At 45.7% G+C, this 15,428-nt stretch carries 16 protein-coding genes and 1 other annotated feature; of the genes, 1 reads left to right on the top strand and 15 read right to left on the bottom strand.

Going from position 1 to position 15,428, the window contains the following annotated elements:
* Positions 1-8: 8 nt before the first annotated feature.
* The 13 genes from K6T23_RS10820 to K6T23_RS10760 all read right to left on the bottom strand — a co-directional run bounded on the left by K6T23_RS10820 (position 9) and on the right by K6T23_RS10760 (position 13,691).
* A complete protein-coding gene (locus tag K6T23_RS10820) occupies positions 9-1,004 on the bottom strand; it encodes a tryptophan--tRNA ligase (protein WP_238284318.1) in 996 nt (331 codons plus the stop codon).
* An 86-nt stretch (positions 1,005-1,090) separates the two neighbouring features.
* Positions 1,091-1,312, bottom strand: a binding site (T-box leader).
* Between the two features lie 55 nt (positions 1,313-1,367).
* Positions 1,368-1,976 (bottom strand): metal-dependent hydrolase, encoded by a 609-nt coding sequence (locus K6T23_RS10815; protein ID WP_238284317.1) that lies wholly within the window; start codon positions 1,974-1,976, stop codon positions 1,368-1,370.
* 53 nt (positions 1,977-2,029) lie between these two features.
* The gene (locus tag K6T23_RS10810; RefSeq protein ID WP_079516025.1) at positions 2,030-2,656 is read right to left on the bottom strand and encodes an NUDIX hydrolase; all 627 of its coding nucleotides are present in this window, start codon (positions 2,654-2,656) and stop codon (positions 2,030-2,032) included.
* Positions 2,622-3,053, bottom strand: coding sequence for a hypothetical protein (locus K6T23_RS10805; protein WP_238284316.1), 432 nt, complete (start codon positions 3,051-3,053; stop codon positions 2,622-2,624). Before K6T23_RS10805 ends, K6T23_RS10810 begins: the two co-directional genes overlap by 35 nt.
* A gap of 108 nt (positions 3,054-3,161) precedes the next feature.
* Positions 3,162-4,367, bottom strand: a complete 1,206-nt coding sequence (locus tag K6T23_RS10800; RefSeq protein ID WP_238284315.1) for a phospholipase D-like domain-containing protein — start codon at positions 4,365-4,367, stop codon at positions 3,162-3,164.
* 74 nt (positions 4,368-4,441) lie between these two features.
* Entirely contained in the window at positions 4,442-4,993 is a 552-nt protein-coding gene (locus K6T23_RS10795; RefSeq protein ID WP_082529712.1) for a VanZ family protein, read from the bottom strand.
* Positions 4,994-5,528: 535 nt separating this feature from the next.
* The gene (locus K6T23_RS10790; protein WP_238284314.1) at positions 5,529-6,122 is read right to left on the bottom strand and encodes an SCO family protein; all 594 of its coding nucleotides are present in this window, start codon (positions 6,120-6,122) and stop codon (positions 5,529-5,531) included.
* An 81-nt stretch (positions 6,123-6,203) separates the two neighbouring features.
* Positions 6,204-7,016, bottom strand: a complete 813-nt coding sequence (locus tag K6T23_RS10785) for an acetate and sugar kinases/Hsc70/actin family protein (protein WP_238284313.1) — start codon at positions 7,014-7,016, stop codon at positions 6,204-6,206.
* A gap of 8 nt (positions 7,017-7,024) precedes the next feature.
* On the bottom strand, positions 7,025-10,156 hold the full coding sequence (locus K6T23_RS10780; RefSeq protein WP_238284312.1) for an AAA family ATPase: 3,132 nt from the start codon (positions 10,154-10,156) through the stop codon (positions 7,025-7,027).
* On the bottom strand, positions 10,153-11,295 hold the full coding sequence (locus K6T23_RS10775) for an exonuclease SbcCD subunit D (RefSeq protein WP_238284311.1): 1,143 nt from the start codon (positions 11,293-11,295) through the stop codon (positions 10,153-10,155). Before K6T23_RS10775 ends, K6T23_RS10780 begins: the two co-directional genes overlap by 4 nt.
* Before the next feature lie 110 nt (positions 11,296-11,405).
* Complete coding sequence (locus K6T23_RS10770; protein ID WP_048004508.1) at positions 11,406-11,543, bottom strand: YvrJ family protein; 138 nt, start codon at positions 11,541-11,543, stop codon at positions 11,406-11,408.
* 99 nt (positions 11,544-11,642) lie between these two features.
* Complete coding sequence (locus K6T23_RS10765) at positions 11,643-12,158, bottom strand: hypothetical protein (protein WP_238284310.1); 516 nt, start codon at positions 12,156-12,158, stop codon at positions 11,643-11,645.
* A 219-nt stretch (positions 12,159-12,377) separates the two neighbouring features.
* On the bottom strand, positions 12,378-13,691 hold the full coding sequence (locus K6T23_RS10760) for an ATP-binding protein (RefSeq protein ID WP_238284309.1): 1,314 nt from the start codon (positions 13,689-13,691) through the stop codon (positions 12,378-12,380).
* Between the two features lie 225 nt (positions 13,692-13,916).
* Here K6T23_RS10760 and K6T23_RS10755 point away from each other — a divergent pair, with 225 nt between their 5' ends.
* Positions 13,917-14,342, top strand: a complete 426-nt coding sequence (locus tag K6T23_RS10755) for a DUF2621 domain-containing protein (protein WP_053427186.1) — start codon at positions 13,917-13,919, stop codon at positions 14,340-14,342.
* A 139-nt stretch (positions 14,343-14,481) separates the two neighbouring features.
* Here the strand turns inward: K6T23_RS10755 and K6T23_RS10750 are convergent, their stop codons facing one another.
* Together K6T23_RS10750 and K6T23_RS10745 are read right to left on the bottom strand one after the other, a co-directional pair.
* The gene (locus K6T23_RS10750) at positions 14,482-14,961 is read right to left on the bottom strand and encodes a CcdC family protein (RefSeq protein WP_238284415.1); all 480 of its coding nucleotides are present in this window, start codon (positions 14,959-14,961) and stop codon (positions 14,482-14,484) included.
* 94 nt (positions 14,962-15,055) lie between these two features.
* Positions 15,056-15,415, bottom strand: a complete 360-nt coding sequence (locus tag K6T23_RS10745; protein WP_056536912.1) for a response regulator — start codon at positions 15,413-15,415, stop codon at positions 15,056-15,058.
* Positions 15,416-15,428: the final 13 nt, after the last annotated feature.

The following is a 15,428-nucleotide window of genomic DNA, read 5'->3' as shown; positions in this document are numbered from 1 at the left end:
GGTTCGCGTTAAAGAATCCCTATTTTCTTCTTGATTTCTGTCAGAAAAGGAGCGGTTGTCTCCCTTGCCCGTTGTGCTCCGCGGGCCAGTACAGCCTCCATCTTTTCCGGAGAGTCCATCAGTTCCAAGTACCTTTCCCTCGGCCCGGTCATTTTTCCATTGATGGCGTGGAACAGTTCCGCTTTCGCCTCTCCCCAGCTGATTCCATCCCTGAACCGGTCCTTCATCACGATGACCTCTTCCGGAGAGGCGAATTCCCTGTACAAAGCGAAAATCACAGATTGATCATGGTCCTTAGGGTCTGTCGGAAGCGAAGAATCGGTCTTGATCTTATTGATCAACTTCTTCAGTTTGGCGGGTTCTTCGAAAAGGGGAATGGTATTATTGTATGATTTGCTCATTTTCCTTCCATCCAAACCAGGTACTACAGCCGACTGCTCCTGGATGAAATGTTCAGGAAGTTTGAAGATTTCTCCGTACTGCTTGTTGAAGTATCCGGCAATATCGCGGGCAATTTCGATATGCTGTAGCTGATCTTTTCCCACAGGGACCTTGTCTGCTTGGAATAACAGAATATCGGATGCCATGAGGACAGGGTATGTGTAGACACCCATGTTCACACCATGATCAACTTCCTGTCCAGCCCCCTTGTTGCCATCGGTCATGGCTTTATAGGCATGTGCGCGGTTCATGAGTCCTTTTGGCGTAATACAGGAGAGGATCCATGTGAGTTCAAAGATCTCCGGTACGTCAGACTGTCTATAAAACGTCACCTTTTCAGGGTCAAGACCCAGTGCTAGCCACGCTGCTGCAATCCCCCTTGTAAGGTTTCTCATCTCTTCCGCATCCTGTACCTTGGTCATCCCATGATAGTCGGCGATGAAGTAAGATGCCTGATATTCCTTAGATTCCGCCAGCTTCAGTGCAGGCTTGATGGCACCCACGTAGTTCCCTAAATGAATTCTCCCTGTAGGCTTGATACCTGTTAACACCCTTTGTTTCATTTTAGTCTTTCCCCCCTGTGATTGTCGGCTTCTCTAAATGCTGATGACATTGATTTCTCTATAAACAAAAAAGCCCCCCGTCCTCGGAAAAGGACGGGAGACCCGTGGTGCCACCTTCATTCATGCATCAAGCATGCGCTTATCGGCCAACGGTGACCATCCACCGCCGGACTCCCTTTTATCGGTGGGAAATCCGCCCATTTCGGGAAGCTCCAAAGTCCATTCAACGGCCATATGCACTGATTCACACCAACCATCAGCTCTCTGGGGCATCTGTTCCGTTTACTACTCTTCATCGACGCTCAACTATCGTTTTCATTATCATACAGAATCAGGATCGACCAGTCAATCTTTTCCATCATTTTAAATTTCTTTAGAAGAGAGGGGAAGAAAAAGTTTCACTCCCTTTTTATTGAATGGGAGAAACTTCATATCCCCGATCAGATGGCTGATATAGCCGATCATGGCTGCCTGAAACAAGCCATCCACCATCACAGCACCCTGAAATGCAAGAGCCACGAAATAAAAATAGATGATCCCCAGGATGGAATGGGTATACGTCCGGTGTGAAACCAACGAGGCGATGATCACGTAGATACCCATCAGCCACATCCATGATGTATCAAGCTGAAAACCGCAGGCAGCTATCCCAATGCCGGTGATGGTGAGCATCCTTCTTTGAGTGATGAATGTCGAGAAGATCAGGATGAGAACACCATACCCGATCCCAAGCCACCTTTCATTTCCCGTTCCTTCTAAGTAGCTGTATAGCATCACAAACAATGAAACCACCTGGACCGCAGACCTCACCATTTTGGAGGAGAAAGTCACTTTATTGCTGAGCTTGCCATTCACATCAAGATCCGGAATAAGCGCAGACACCCCTCCTGCAGCGACAAGTGAGGCAGTATCGACTGCATCCGCACCGTACGTTTGGGCAATGATGAAACCGACAGCCGCTCCCACTGTCATATGTGCCGTTCCATTCAAGTCATTTCCCTCTTTCTCTATAAAAATATGTAGGATTACTCTCTTAATCTATCACGTATGCGATCAATCACCTGCAGCATGTAAGAGGATTCGTGTGGAACAAATGCTTCCCACGCTACCTTTGAGCTGATGTATTCCTTCTTCCCTTTTCGAATCCTGAATCCGTCCACTGGGATGGAATCTTTCCCGCCTTTGATCAGACTCTCCACATCATCAAGACCGGCAGCAAATATCCCTACCACTTCCTCTTCTTGAAGATGAAATGCTTCAAATGGGACATGCTGTTCAAGAAGGAAAACATTCGTCCATTCCCTATCGATCAGTGGCCCATCGATCAATTCCTCTTTCAACGCTCCCAGAGGGTTAAGCTCTTCAAATGTAAGCGCAAGCCCAAGCTCCTCATAGACTTCCCTGATCCCATCCGAAACTTCCTCATGGTCCAAGAGATGCCCGGCTGCGGTTATATCGAGCAGACCAGGAAAGTCCCTCTTCCCCATGCTTCTCAGTTGAAAATAAACCATGTCCCTTCCTTGATCCCGGAAGGCAATCCAACAGTGAAACGTCTCATGCCAAAATCCTTTTGAGTGGATCTCTTCACGATCAGCGCTTCCGATACGATCGTATCGATCATTGAATATGGAGAGTATCTCCTTTTCTTTCATACTGTACCCCTTCCCTTATCGCCTCTAAGTAGGATTTGAGTTGTATCGGCCTTTCTAGAAAAACATCCGCCCCATCCTGTGAAGACAGATCCCCGATACAGATGGTCATACAGTCCATCTCTGAGAGCTTTGTTCCAGTTCCTCCCACAAGGATTCCTTTGGAAGAGTCCGTCAACTCTAAGGGAAGAGATGCATCCCTATCATAAAAATCACTTACATATTCCAGCAAGCCAAGTTCATGAAAATAATCCTTCGCCTGTTTCATCATCGGACAGTTCACGGCCAATATCCTATACCCGCTTGCGGATAGATAGTGAATAAGCTCTGGAGCTTCTTCTTTCCACACCTCTTTCATGTCGTCCTCTCTCATAAATGTTTCATTCATATCAAATATCACTGCCGAGTCCATTCATATTCTCCTTTTGTTGCGTTTCAATCTTCTTTCTGCTCCCGACAATTGATCACGGGCAGAAAAAACCATTTATACATTGTAACACATTCCCTTCTAAAAGTAGCGAAAAACCCACTTTGGTGTGTATTGGAGGCCTTTTTGCCACAGGGGAATTCTTTCAAAATCCTTGAATGACAGCCGGCGGCCATCCTCCATATCCTTCAGAACCAGCTGTTCGAGTTCTGCTGCCTTCTTCCCTTTGATTATACAGTTGCTTTCGTCATTCAGGAACAAGCTTCGCGGGTCCCAATTTGCTGTTCCAACGTCTGCCCACTGATGGTCGATGATCATGACCTTCCCATGAAAGAAGCCTTTCTCATACAGATATACACTTGCTCCTGCCTCCAGGAGCTCTTTTTCGATTTTATAACCTGGTGGCTTCGTGAACCAGGCATCAGTCTCATCCGGGACGAGGATGCTCACATCCACTCCCCTCGAAATGGCACGTTTCAGAGAGTGCATGAGGGAATCAGTCGGAATGAAATAGGGAGTGGCGACAATCAGGCTTTCCTCTGCGTCATCAATCCAATCAATCATCCGTCCTTCCAGATCCCCACCTGTACTGAATAGCAGAGAATAACGGGAATCCCCGGAACGTATGGTCGATTTCCCTTCTGTTAGTTGCTTTCCCTTGCCACCATCTTCTTTCCAATCACGATTAAATTGAAGGGAAGCTTCCCTGGAAACACCACCTTCGATCCGAAGATGATAATCCCTCCAGTAGCCAAGGTCGGGATCTTTCCCAATATACTCTTTACCCAGATTAAATCCACCTATATAGGTGATGGCATCATCAATGACGATAATGCGCCTATGGTTCCGGTGATGCAGCCGATAAAATATATGTTCCGGTTTGACGGATCGGCTTTTGAGGAATTTCACCCCGCTTGCTTTCAATCCTTCGATCGTCCTGCCTTTCATATCTGATCCGATCGCGTCCACCGATAACCGAATATCTACTCCTTCCTCTGCCTTTCTTTGTAGCAAAGAGAAGAAGGGGCGGGTCACTTCATCATCCCGTATGATGAAGAAATGAATGCTCACGGATTGACTGGCTTTCTCCACATCTGCTGTTAAGGAAGAGTAAAATGATTTTCCATCATTCAAAATGGATGCCTTACCATGATAAAAGGACGTCTGGACCGGTGGATGATTTTGTTCATATTCTGCCGCTCCTTTTTTCACATCCACATTCATCAGCCAGAGTAAATACGATAGGAACAGGCAGAGGCTCAGAATCCAAATCATCCATTTTTTCATTTTATCCCTCCTCCTTTTTCCTATAGCATTTGTCTTATGGAGGGGCGTGATACATAAGAAAGGAAGGCCGTAGTCTACGGCCTTCCCCTTCTCCAGTTGTTCTTTACTATTCTATATAGGCTCTTGCCGACCTGAAACAAGAGGACCCCCACCAAGGCACCCAGGGTGTTCATCATCCAATCATCGATATCTGTCGCCCTTCCGAGAGGGAACACATACTGACATACTTCAATGATCAAGGATAGAAGTGCTCCAGCACCCGTCACTTTCCACCACAATGCCTTTTTCCGTTTCATCCACCAGGCTGCGAAAAAACCGAACGGGACGAACAAAAGGACGTTAGCCAATAGATTCCGAATTGGAACTTCAATGTGCGCCCCATGGAGATTCAACTTCAAGTTTGAAAACGGCTCAAAATTGGTTTGTCCTTCCGATATATTCGGTCCATCCAGAGGGGTCAATGTCAGGAGGCAGACGGCACCGATTGAGAGAATCGTGAACACTTTCGGAAGAAGATCCCTCTTTCGGGATCGCCCTTGATTCGTGATGATGATCATGATCAAGGCGGTGGCGGCCGTAAGCAAGATCGGCACCGACCAGCCGAATGAACGCCAAAGCTCCATCATATTACTCCATCACCATCCTCATTTCTTCTGCCTGAAGCGAAAAAGGAACACTCCGGCCATGATGAGAAAACATAGTACAAACAAGCTCCCTTTAATGACTTCTCCATTCAAAAAAGCATTCAATCCCCAAAGTAGAATAAAGAATGTTATAAGACAATCCACAATAAATATACCATTATTCCTCATGTTCCTTCACCTGCGCTTTTCAAACTATCTTCATTACTCTATCATACCGAAACCGCAATCGGCCACTTTTACCACGTCGTCCACTATCCAGTCTATGACAGTCCACACCATGATAGAAATATCTTTCATGAGACAGATTTAAAAAGGTATCACTTCATGACGGACAGGATCCGTATAGGTACTTCCTATCGCTGATGTTTTCCGTTCAGGACTAAATCTTGCACATCGATCGAACGCTAGAAACGATGACACAGCATAATAAAAACCCGACCTATTCTGCTTTTTCTCAAGCAAATACAGTTCGGGTTTTACTATGTCTACTATGCATTTGTGTCGGCCTTAATCAGGCTTATTTTTTCCCTTCTTTTATAAGGGCTTTCATATCTGAAACCATTTCATCATATGGAACATCCGAATTCCCACTATAGGTTTTCACGACGGTCCCCTCTTGGTCAACCAGGTAGAAACTGGTCCCATGTATCTTTTGATCCGAATCTGATACATTGGCCACGACCGATTTGAAGGATTTCTCGGCCAGATTTTTAATATTGTCGAATTCATAGCCTGTAAGAAGATCCCATTTATCGGTATTTGCTTCAAAGTTGCCTATGTAATCCGTTAATTTCTCGGGCGTATCATTCTCGGGATCAACGCTGAAGGATACGATGCGATAATCCTCTACCCCTTCATCCTTCAGTTCCTTTTGAAGCTTGGTGAGATTGAATGTCATCGGTGGACAGACCGTTTCACAATTGGTGAAGATAAAATCAGCAATCCACACCTTTCCCTTCAGATCATCCAAGGACACGGTATCACCCTTTTGATTGATGAATGAAAAATTCCCCACTTTATAATTGGTATCTGCTTGGAAACCGCTGTTACTACAAGCTGACAGAAGGATCATGATAAGTCCGATTACCGATAAAAACGCTTTCCTTTTCAAAGCCATACCCCCTCTGATTCTGTTCTCCACATTCTATGTTAGTAAAGAATGGGTACAAATACAATCACCGCCAGCTGATTATCATTGACCATTTTGTGAATTCAACCCTTTGATATAGGATCCGATGGCTCCTGCATACCCACCGTTATCAGGGAATACAGGCTCATACCCTAACCATGCCTTGAAACTTCCCAAATCTGCTTGAAGCGCTGCATTTCCCTCCACACCATTTCCGACAAACACAAGTACGGGCTTGGGCAAATGGGTGGCGATGCTCATTGATAAAAGGATTAAGGTTTCCGCCATCATATTCGTTAACGATCTCAGTCGATCTCCCGGGCTTTCAGTGGAAGAAGGAGATTTCCCGAAATTTGCCGCCGTCAAATGCGGTGCGATGCCCACCTCTTCTTCCCTGTATATATCCCCGACGAGAAGGTCGGCATTATGCCGTGTACCTCCTCCGGCAAGTCTCGCCAGTTCCTGAAAGTCGGTCACCCCTGTTAACCTCGTGCCTAATCCCATGAACATCCCACCGCCGATCCCACTGCCTAACATCCGTTCATACTCGTCTTTTTTCACTTGGAAGAAGGATGTCCCTGTTCCGATATTCACCAATATGAACTCTTCCAGGGATTTCCCTTGAAGTTTCAGCAGCTCACGGGTTCCCTGTGTGACGGCATCAAATTCATGAAGAGGGACGCATTGCGCTTCCCTCCACAGGTCTGCCCTTCCACCTGTCACCACCACTGAATCAGCAGCACCAAGCTTAAGGAAATTCCGGATTGAAAGATGATCATACGTAGGGAATTTTTTGTAGTGCATTCTTCCATCCTCTTCATAAACAAGCTTGGTCAACGTACTGCCTGCATCTACTCCGATCACCCGCTTCATCATACATCCTCCTATCCTGAAATCCTGAATTCTGTGTGGCTCCCATTCTGGGAAGAAATGACCTCAAGTCTTGCATCGATGCGTTCCTTCAATTCAGGGACGTGTGATATGATCCCGACGAGTCTTCCGCTGCTTTGAATATCCATTAGAGCTTCGATGGCATGATCAAGTGATTCAGGGTCCAGGGTACCGAATCCTTCATCTATGAACATGGTCTCAAGGGACACTCCCCCTGCATGCTGTTGAACGATATCAGCAAGCCCCAACGCCAATGCGAGGGACGCTTTGAAACTCTCTCCACCAGATAAGGTCTTCACATGCCGCTCCTGTCCTGTGAACTGATCGAAAACCAGCAGCTCAAGCCCGCTCTGCACGTTCCCCTTACTTCTGTCATTTTTCCTGATCAACTCATATCTGCCCGAAGTCATCTTCCTCAGTCGGTCATTTGCCACCAATAAGATATCTTCAAGGAAAGAAGCGAGTACATACCGTTCAAACGTAATACGATTCGTGTTCTGTCCACGGGCGATTTCCGCCAGGTGACCCACGGTAAGATATTGTGCCTCAAGTTCCTTGATTCCTTCATTGATGTCATTGACCCTATGAAAGATTCCTTCATTCTGGGATATATCGGTCTGAATGCGATTAAGTTCTTGATTGGCCGTTTTCCATTCTTCGGTACAGAGGATGAGGCTTTGATTCAAGGACTCGAGGTCAGGACGTTCCCTCCCATCAAGATGCTTCATGAGGTCAGACAGACGATCATGGACCGACCGCATTTCTTCTCCGTGCTTTCTCACCTGATCAGTAAGATGAAGGATTTGTTCTTCATTTCTTTTGGCTTCTATATATGCACCATAGTCCTTGAAGCCTTGCTTATCCAACATATCTTTGAAATGTTGCCTTTCTTCCTTCATTTCTTCCTGCAAGGAAGTGAGCAATTGTTGTTTATCCGCAATCTGCCCTTGTTTGATCTGTTCTTCGTTTTGAAGTTTGTTAAAGGCTTCTTGGGCCAGCTCATGAGCGCGTTGCAGTTCTTCTTTTTGTTTTTTGGCTTTGGATAATTCGGTCCTGAATGCATCAGGGGAGCGAAGATTCTCCGGTATGGAGGAGGTGATCTCCACCAGTTTCGCATGAGAGGTAACATACGCAGATTTTGCGTTTTCCAGTTGATTCTCAGCGTCTAGGATCACCTTTTGGAGTTCTTCAAGCTTCACTCTCTGATGTTTCACTTCCTCTTTAAGGACCCTCACCCTCTCTTCACGTGATTTCAAGTGGTTCAGTTTTAAGCTGAGGTTAATGATTTCTTCACGATTCTCCTGTGATTTCACTTGGATTTCATCCCGTTCAAATGGACCCATCCGCTCTTTCAAGCGCTCAGACCTGTCCCGGCACTGATCCTGGATTCCTTGTAGCCTGCCTTCTTCCCGGCCGATTTCGATGGAGAGCCTCCCTTTCACTTCCTCGAGGGCTTCCTTTGCTTCCCTTGCTGCCTCCAACTCTGATTCTGAAGGTAATTCTGATTGACCTGTTGCAGGTTCAGGGTGGTGAAGGGACCCGCAGACCGGACAGGGCTGGTTCGTTTCCAGCAGAGCCGCGAGCCGGTCTGCATGAGCGGAATTACGTTTGTCCTCAAGGTAAAGGAAGGTGGACCGTGCATCGGACAAACGGGCATCATTAGAAGCCTCGTCCCTCCTGAGTGCCCTGACTGAATTCAATAGTGCTTCTTCCTTTTGAAAAAGGCTGGACAACTCTTCTAAAAGGTCCTGCTTTTCCTTCTTCTCACGGATAGTCTCTTCGACACCATGAATCTCTTTAAATAGTTCATCCTCCCTTTCAAGCTCAGCTTCCCGTTCTTTGATTCCTTCCCTGACACCGTCGGCCTGTTTTTTTGTGGTATGGACATTGTAATGGAACTGATCCTGTTCTTGCTTCAACTTGGCTGTGTTCCTTTGAAGGTCATCGATGGATTGGACCTGTTTTTCCATTCCTTCAAGTTCCAGCACATAACGTGCCACCTGATCACGCTCTTCCTGTCTTTTTGCCTCTTCTTCAAAATACGCTTTGGCCTTTACGAGACGGGCATCAATTTGTTTCTTCGCGTCCGTAAGCTGCTGGAGTATGTCTTCTTCCGCTTTCAGCTTTTTGTTCAGTTTTTTACAGTAATCATCCTGCTGTACAAGGAGAGCTGCATAGTTGGCCAGTTTGATTTCCCTTTCCAACTGCTCTATACGGGGTTTACCCCCTTCCAGTTCTCCTTTCTTCTCGAGGAGGGTTTCTTTTAAATTGAACTGCTCGTCCAGTGACTTGGCCTCGGCAAGTTCCCGTTGGAGGGCATCCCTTTTTTCTTGGATTCCCACCAGTTCCACTTCGATCTTACCCTTTGACTCGTTCAATGAATCGATGTGGGCCGGGAGAAGCTCCATAATGGCCTGATCCTTCAGGGGATCGGAGAGGAGCAGTTCTCGCATGCTTTCATTGTCAACAAAACGAATGTTCAATAACTCCCGGGTGCGATCCTCAACGGAGGAAGATACCCGATTCTTGAGGAGGTCGGCTTCTTCCTTCAGTTGTTCTTGGACAGCTCTGTACAATTCAGTATGGAAAAGCCTTTGAAGGATGATTTCTTTATCCTTACTGTCCGAAGTGAGAAGCTTCCTGAATTCTCCCTGTGGAATCATAAGGATTTGACGGAACTGGTTGGCATCGAGTTGAATCATACTGCGGATCTTTTCGTCTACCTCACGCACATTTGCCGCAAGCAGTTCATCTCCATCGCCACCGAGTCGATAAAGCTCCGAGCGTGCATTCATAGTCGTGAATCCTTCTCCTCTTGCCTTCTTTTTCTCTTGCTGCGGGGAACGCCATATTCTATAGGTTTCTCCACGCAGGGTGAATAGAAGCTCCACTTCCGTCAACTCTTCTTCCTTGGCAAATTGACTTCTCAGATCAACGGGATTGCGGTCTTCCCCACTTGCTTTTCCGTATATGGCATATGAAATCCCATCGAAGATCGTCGTCTTTCCTGCACCCGTCTTACCGGAGATGACAAACATCGTCCGATTCTCCAGTTCCCTGAAGTCGATGACTTCCCTGGATGCATATGGACCGAAAGCCTGCATGGTCAGCTGTAATGGCTTCATCGTGCTTCAACCTCCTTTGTGGCTTTCTCCAGGACCTTTTGGATGAGGACTTCTTTTTCATGAGTAAATTCACTGCTGGTCATTTCGTTATAAAAGTCTTTGAACAGGTCGATACCCGATGTCTGTTTATGTTGCTGTAGACGTACGAGTTGCTTCTTTTTTTCGTCTGTACGTTCAATCTTCCGTTCCAGATGAAGGACATTTGGATATACTTGACGCAATTTATTGATGGGGTCGATCAGGGCTCCCTGGTCTCTCAGAGTTATTTTGAGGTAATCCCCCACTTCCTGTTCTGTATAAAAAGCGGGATCGAGGAGCTCATCCAGATACCCTTCAATTTCCCTCATATCATTACGGGGTTTAAGGATCTTCTCTTTCAGTTGAAATTCCCCATCACGGTCCATCTCAACAATGGTGACGCATTTTCTTTGGGCCGCTTCGGAAAATGAATATTTCATCAAGGACCCCGAGTAGCGGATTTTATCATGCTTAATGGCATCAGGACTGTGAAGATGTCCCAAAGCCGTGTAATCGAAGGCATCAAATAATTCAGCCCCGACACACCCTGAACCTCCCACTGACAATATCCTTTCTGAATCAGTGGTTTGGCCGCCAAGTACAAAAGCATGTCCGACCAGTACATTGGGTCCATCCCCCAGATTTTCTTTGATGCGCGATACGATTGCTTCCATGGCCGTATGGTGAGAAGTGATACGTTCATCCTTGAGTTGATGTTTGACCGTACCAGGCTCACAGTAAGGTACACAGTGAAAATGCACTCCGTTGATCGTCACAGGGGTGAAATCGTCCGTCAGCTTCCCCTTCAAGTGAAAACCGCTATGTTTATACCACGAAGAACCGAATGACAGCCTTTCTGCACTATCGTGGTTACCTGAAATGGCCACAATGGGGGTATTCAGATCCACATTGATTTTGTATAAGGTTTGATCCAGCAGCTCGACTGCTTCTGTCGGAGGGACACTGCGGTCGTATAAATCACCGGCGATGACGACGGCATCCGGCTTCTCCCCCTCTACAAGCTCAACGAACCTGTCCAGGACGTAGCGCTGTTCTTCTGTCATATAGATACCGTGCACAAGCTTGCCGAGATGCCAGTCGGCAGTATGTATGAACTTCACATGATCTCTTCCTTTCTCGTAATCTGTTATCTCAAATTATATCAGACAGTACAAGCCCCTGTCCCACTATCAGCAGGAGGCCATAACAAAAAGGGGATCACTCCCCCTTTTCAATCCTTCATCCGGTCGGGCAGCGTCTGCAACGAGGTAATGACAGCATCTAGCTTGGTTTCGATCCGATACAGCAGATACATGGTTACGACGATGGGAAAACCGACTTCCGATATGAATGAAATGAACGCATCCATCTTGAGCACCTCCTTTCCTTTACTATAGGAAGCTTTGCAGATTGAAGGTACCCTTGAAACAAAAAAAGGACCTTCCTGTAATAGGAGGTCCCTTCTGTATTAACCGTTAAGATCAGTTGCAAGACTTGGGCTTGATAGTCCTTCATCTTCAAGGATCTTGGAAATTTGAGATTCTGCTTCCGTAAATTTCTTGTCGGCTTCTTCAGTGTTGGCATCATCTTTCGCCAATTCTTCCGACTTCATTTTGTATGATTCAGCTAGGGTAGATTGGAATTTCTCCAAGTCTGCCTTCTGGTCTTCCAGTCCTTTCGGGATGTCCATTCCCTCTACCGCTGTGGCTGTCTCTGTAGCCGATGCTGCAGCAGCGTCTTGAAGGGTTTTGAGCTCATCGCCTTTAGGTGGCTCTTCGCCTGCAATCGCACCCTCATACGCGTTCAAATCTCCATCCACACCATTTACAGTTGTGGTAAGGTTCAAGTAGTAATCCATTAGATCGCCTTTAGCGTCTGCTTTTTCTTCTGATTTGTTTGTGCTTTCCTTTTTGTCTTCATCGGCATTGGAACAACCGACAAGTGCAAGTGAAAGTCCCAATCCTGCAATCAACCATTTTTTCATGTTTGTTTCCCCTCTCGTACATTCATATGTAAGGTCTTACACCCTGATCATCCAATGCCTGATCCTGCACTGGAACATTGTGTAAACTCCACAAAATGTATAGTATCATGGGGTCAGAGCTGAAGTAAAGGAATATTTCCTAATTTCTCCAAAGTTATAATTTTAAGAATATTCAATTCATACCGGGGTTTAAGAGTGACCTTTTTCCTATGCTTATTTTCACCGCACAGATGCCTGAGCATCAGATTTTTCACGCTTTTTTCGAGTGGGAGGGCCTGCGGATTCAAAGGATAGGAAAAATTTTGTTCCTTCTCCCGGCTCACTGTTCACCCTGACATCAGCCCGGTGATCCCTCAAGATCCTGAGGCAGATCGTCAAACCCAGCCCAGTCCCCTTCGTTTTGGTTGTGAAAAAAGGTTCCCCGAGCTTATCGAGGATATCCCGCTTCATCCCCACACCCTGGTCCTCAAACGTCAATACGACCTTATTGTGTTTGTTCAGAAGCCCTTTAAGGGTTATGGTCCCTCCCCTGGGCATGGATTCAATCCCATTTTTTATCAGGTTGATGAACACTTGCTTCAACTGGTTTTCATCCCCTTTAATAAAGAGATCGTCAGGTGAAAATTCCGTTCGAATATCGATGTTATAGAGGATGGCATTGGTATTCAACAGTTTCTGCACATGCACAAGCGTTTCTTTGACATCAATATGGCGATATGAAACGGTCTGGGGCTTTGCGAGGATCAGTAACTCACTCAGGACCAATTCGATTCGCTTGATTTCCGAAAAGATGATTTCAAGATAATCTTTCGTCTTTTCATCTGCATCATCCCTTATAAGCTGTAGAAATCCGTTAATGGAAGTAAGGGGATTCCTCACTTCGTGGGCGATGCCCGCAGCAAGCTGACCGGCTACTGAAAGCTTTTGCGATTCAATGGCCAGTGTTTCATTCAGCTCCTTCAACTCTTCTTCCGTATGGATGCGATCTGTCACGTCGGAAATCGTTCCCACCGTCCCCACAAGCCTGCCTGCCTGATCATAGTTCAGCTTGATGTTCATTTCTCCCCAGCGTTGTGTTCCATCGCGCTTCTGATAGGAAAAATCCATTTTGAATTTTGGTTTGCCCTGATCGATATGCTGTCTGATCATTCGCAACACTTCATGTCTCTCATGCAAGGAAATAAAGTGAAGGGCATTTTTCTGTAGGCTTTCCTTCACCGAATATCCGCTGAATTCTGCCCAGGATCGGTTTAGGAATTGAAAGCACCCCTTTGCGTCTGTATGAAAAACAACTTCTTCAATGCTTTGAAGCACATGCTGCATCTCTTCATTGATGATCTTCATCTCATCTTTACTATCTTTATAGGATGCTATTTTCTCTGATTTCTTATCCAGATAACCTCCCACCCAATACAAGACGATTAATAAGATGCATGAGGACATGATATTCAATACCGCATCCATCTGCAGATTCATCTCGATATAGTAAACAATATCCCATATAAGAATGAAGATGATTCCGATCAATGTCATTGATACCCTTCCCCGATACCTCATCACAGAACGACCCCTTCTCCTAACACTTCGTAAATTAAAAAATGTCATTAATAGAAAGAATTTACATGAACGCTATCATCAGTATATCATTTCTTATTGAGAACATCATACAATTCGTCGAATTTTGCGCATCATCTTGTCACATTTCACCAGCTTGATTATAATAATGTAAGGGAATACACAAAATGTTGAGGTGATCACGTGCTTGAAGGATGGTTTCTCTACTTTATTTTGTTTTGGGTCGTATTTCTCACAGCCTCATTTGCCATCGGGGGATTCTTCATGTTCAGAAAATTCCTTAAACGTTTTCCTAAGGAAGATGGAAAGTCGGATATGGACTGGGAAGAGCATTATGTGAATGAAACGATTCATCTATGGAATGATGATGGGAAGAAAATGCTCAATGAACTCGTCACTCCGGTACCTGAGTTGTTCCGAGATGTGGCGAAGCATAAAATAGCTGGCAAGATCGGGGAACTAGCCGTTTCAGAACATGCAGAAGATATATCGGAGGATCTGATCATCAAGGGATATATTATGGCGACACCGAAAAGGGATCATAAATTCCTTCTGAAGAAACTGGATGAAATGGAAATCGATGCATCTCCATACAGGCATCTGTTTTGAATATAGGCCCGATCCTTCTACTACCGATTTTACTTTATTTGCTCATTCTCACTTCTGGTGGAATCTTCTTCTACCGAAAGATCAAGAAGGACAGAAAATGAAAAAAAGGCTGTCGCATCTGGTTGCGACAGCCTTTTTTTTAAATCGTTGAAAAGCTCTGGTGTTCCTGATGGATCTTCTTATATTGGATATACATCACTATGCGCCACGGCACGATCATTCCGAATGCGAGGATCCAGAACATACCGCTTAATTCCCCATAGTCGATGGAGGTGCTCAATAAGACTTTACCGACAATCCTGATAATCAGCAACCCGATTAAAATAAATGCGAATGCCTTTGACCGCTTAAGGTAAATATCATCATCCCTGATCTCAAATTTGGACGTTTTGATCAATAGGATGGAGAAAACCATTCCTACAAACAGCGCCTCTATGATTTGAGGAGGATGAACCCTGAAGAAGGGGGATATGAACATAAGGGCCCCTGTACTCATGAACACCGGAGGCAATATGATTTTTTTTGCGCTTACTGGTTTCTTTTGGGCTTTCGTGCGGATAAAGATCACCATGAACCCCATAATAATCGCTGCTATGGATGAAGCAATCACCATAACCATCATCATCCTTTATCTTCTACTTTCTAGCTTATCATCAGTATAACATGATTCTTCCATAAAACGAAAACACTTCAGCCGTATTTTATGTAAACCCTTACGAAAGTATGCGCCCTATTGCTTCTAAGACCCTGCTCTCTTCAAAGGGCTTGACGATGAAGTCTTTTGCCCCGGCCTCGATTGCGTCCATTACTACACGTTGTTGACCCATGGCAGAACACATGATAATCACAGCACCTGGATAGTCATCAATGATCCGTTTCACTGCTTGAATCCCGTCCATCTCCGGCATTGTGACATCCATGGTGACAAGATCGGGTTGAAGATCCTTGAACTTCTCTACCGCCTCGAGTCCGTTCTCTGCTTCCCCCACCACGACATGTCCTCCGGAGCGTACCATATTCCCCAAGGTGACCCTCATGAACTTTGCATCGTCCACAATCAGAATGCCCGCCACGTTTCGCCCCCCT

This window comes from Rossellomorea marisflavi (assembly GCF_022170785.1).
Taxonomy (GTDB): domain Bacteria; phylum Bacillota; class Bacilli; order Bacillales; family Bacillaceae_B; genus Rossellomorea; species Rossellomorea marisflavi_B.
This window is presented reverse-complemented; position numbering and strand designations above follow the sequence as displayed.

Bases quoted from the DNA above. Each gene is read 5' to 3' on its own strand.
- K6T23_RS10820 (WP_238284318.1), bottom strand. From the start codon at position 1,004: ATGAAACAAAGGGTGTTAACAGGTATCAAGCCTACAGGGAGAATTCAT.
- K6T23_RS10815 (WP_238284317.1), bottom strand. From the start codon at position 1,976: ATGACAGTGGGAGCGGCTGTCGGTTTCATCATTGCCCAAACGTACGGT.
- K6T23_RS10810 (WP_079516025.1), bottom strand. From the start codon at position 2,656: ATGAAAGAAAAGGAGATACTCTCCATATTCAATGATCGATACGATCGT.
- K6T23_RS10800 (WP_238284315.1), bottom strand. From the start codon at position 4,367: ATGAAAAAATGGATGATTTGGATTCTGAGCCTCTGCCTGTTCCTATCG.
- K6T23_RS10795 (WP_082529712.1), bottom strand. From the start codon at position 4,993: ATGATGGAGCTTTGGCGTTCATTCGGCTGGTCGGTGCCGATCTTGCTT.
- K6T23_RS10785 (WP_238284313.1), bottom strand. From the start codon at position 7,016: ATGATGAAGCGGGTGATCGGAGTAGATGCAGGCAGTACGTTGACCAAG.
- K6T23_RS10780 (WP_238284312.1), bottom strand. From the start codon at position 10,156: ATGAAGCCATTACAGCTGACCATGCAGGCTTTCGGTCCATATGCATCC.
- K6T23_RS10770 (WP_048004508.1), bottom strand. From the start codon at position 11,543: ATGGATGCGTTCATTTCATTCATATCGGAAGTCGGTTTTCCCATCGTC.
- K6T23_RS10765 (WP_238284310.1), bottom strand. From the start codon at position 12,158: ATGAAAAAATGGTTGATTGCAGGATTGGGACTTTCACTTGCACTTGTC.
- K6T23_RS10760 (WP_238284309.1), bottom strand. From the start codon at position 13,691: ATGACATTGATCGGAATCATCTTCATTCTTATATGGGATATTGTTTAC.
- K6T23_RS10750 (WP_238284415.1), bottom strand. From the start codon at position 14,961: ATGGTTATGGTGATTGCTTCATCCATAGCAGCGATTATTATGGGGTTC.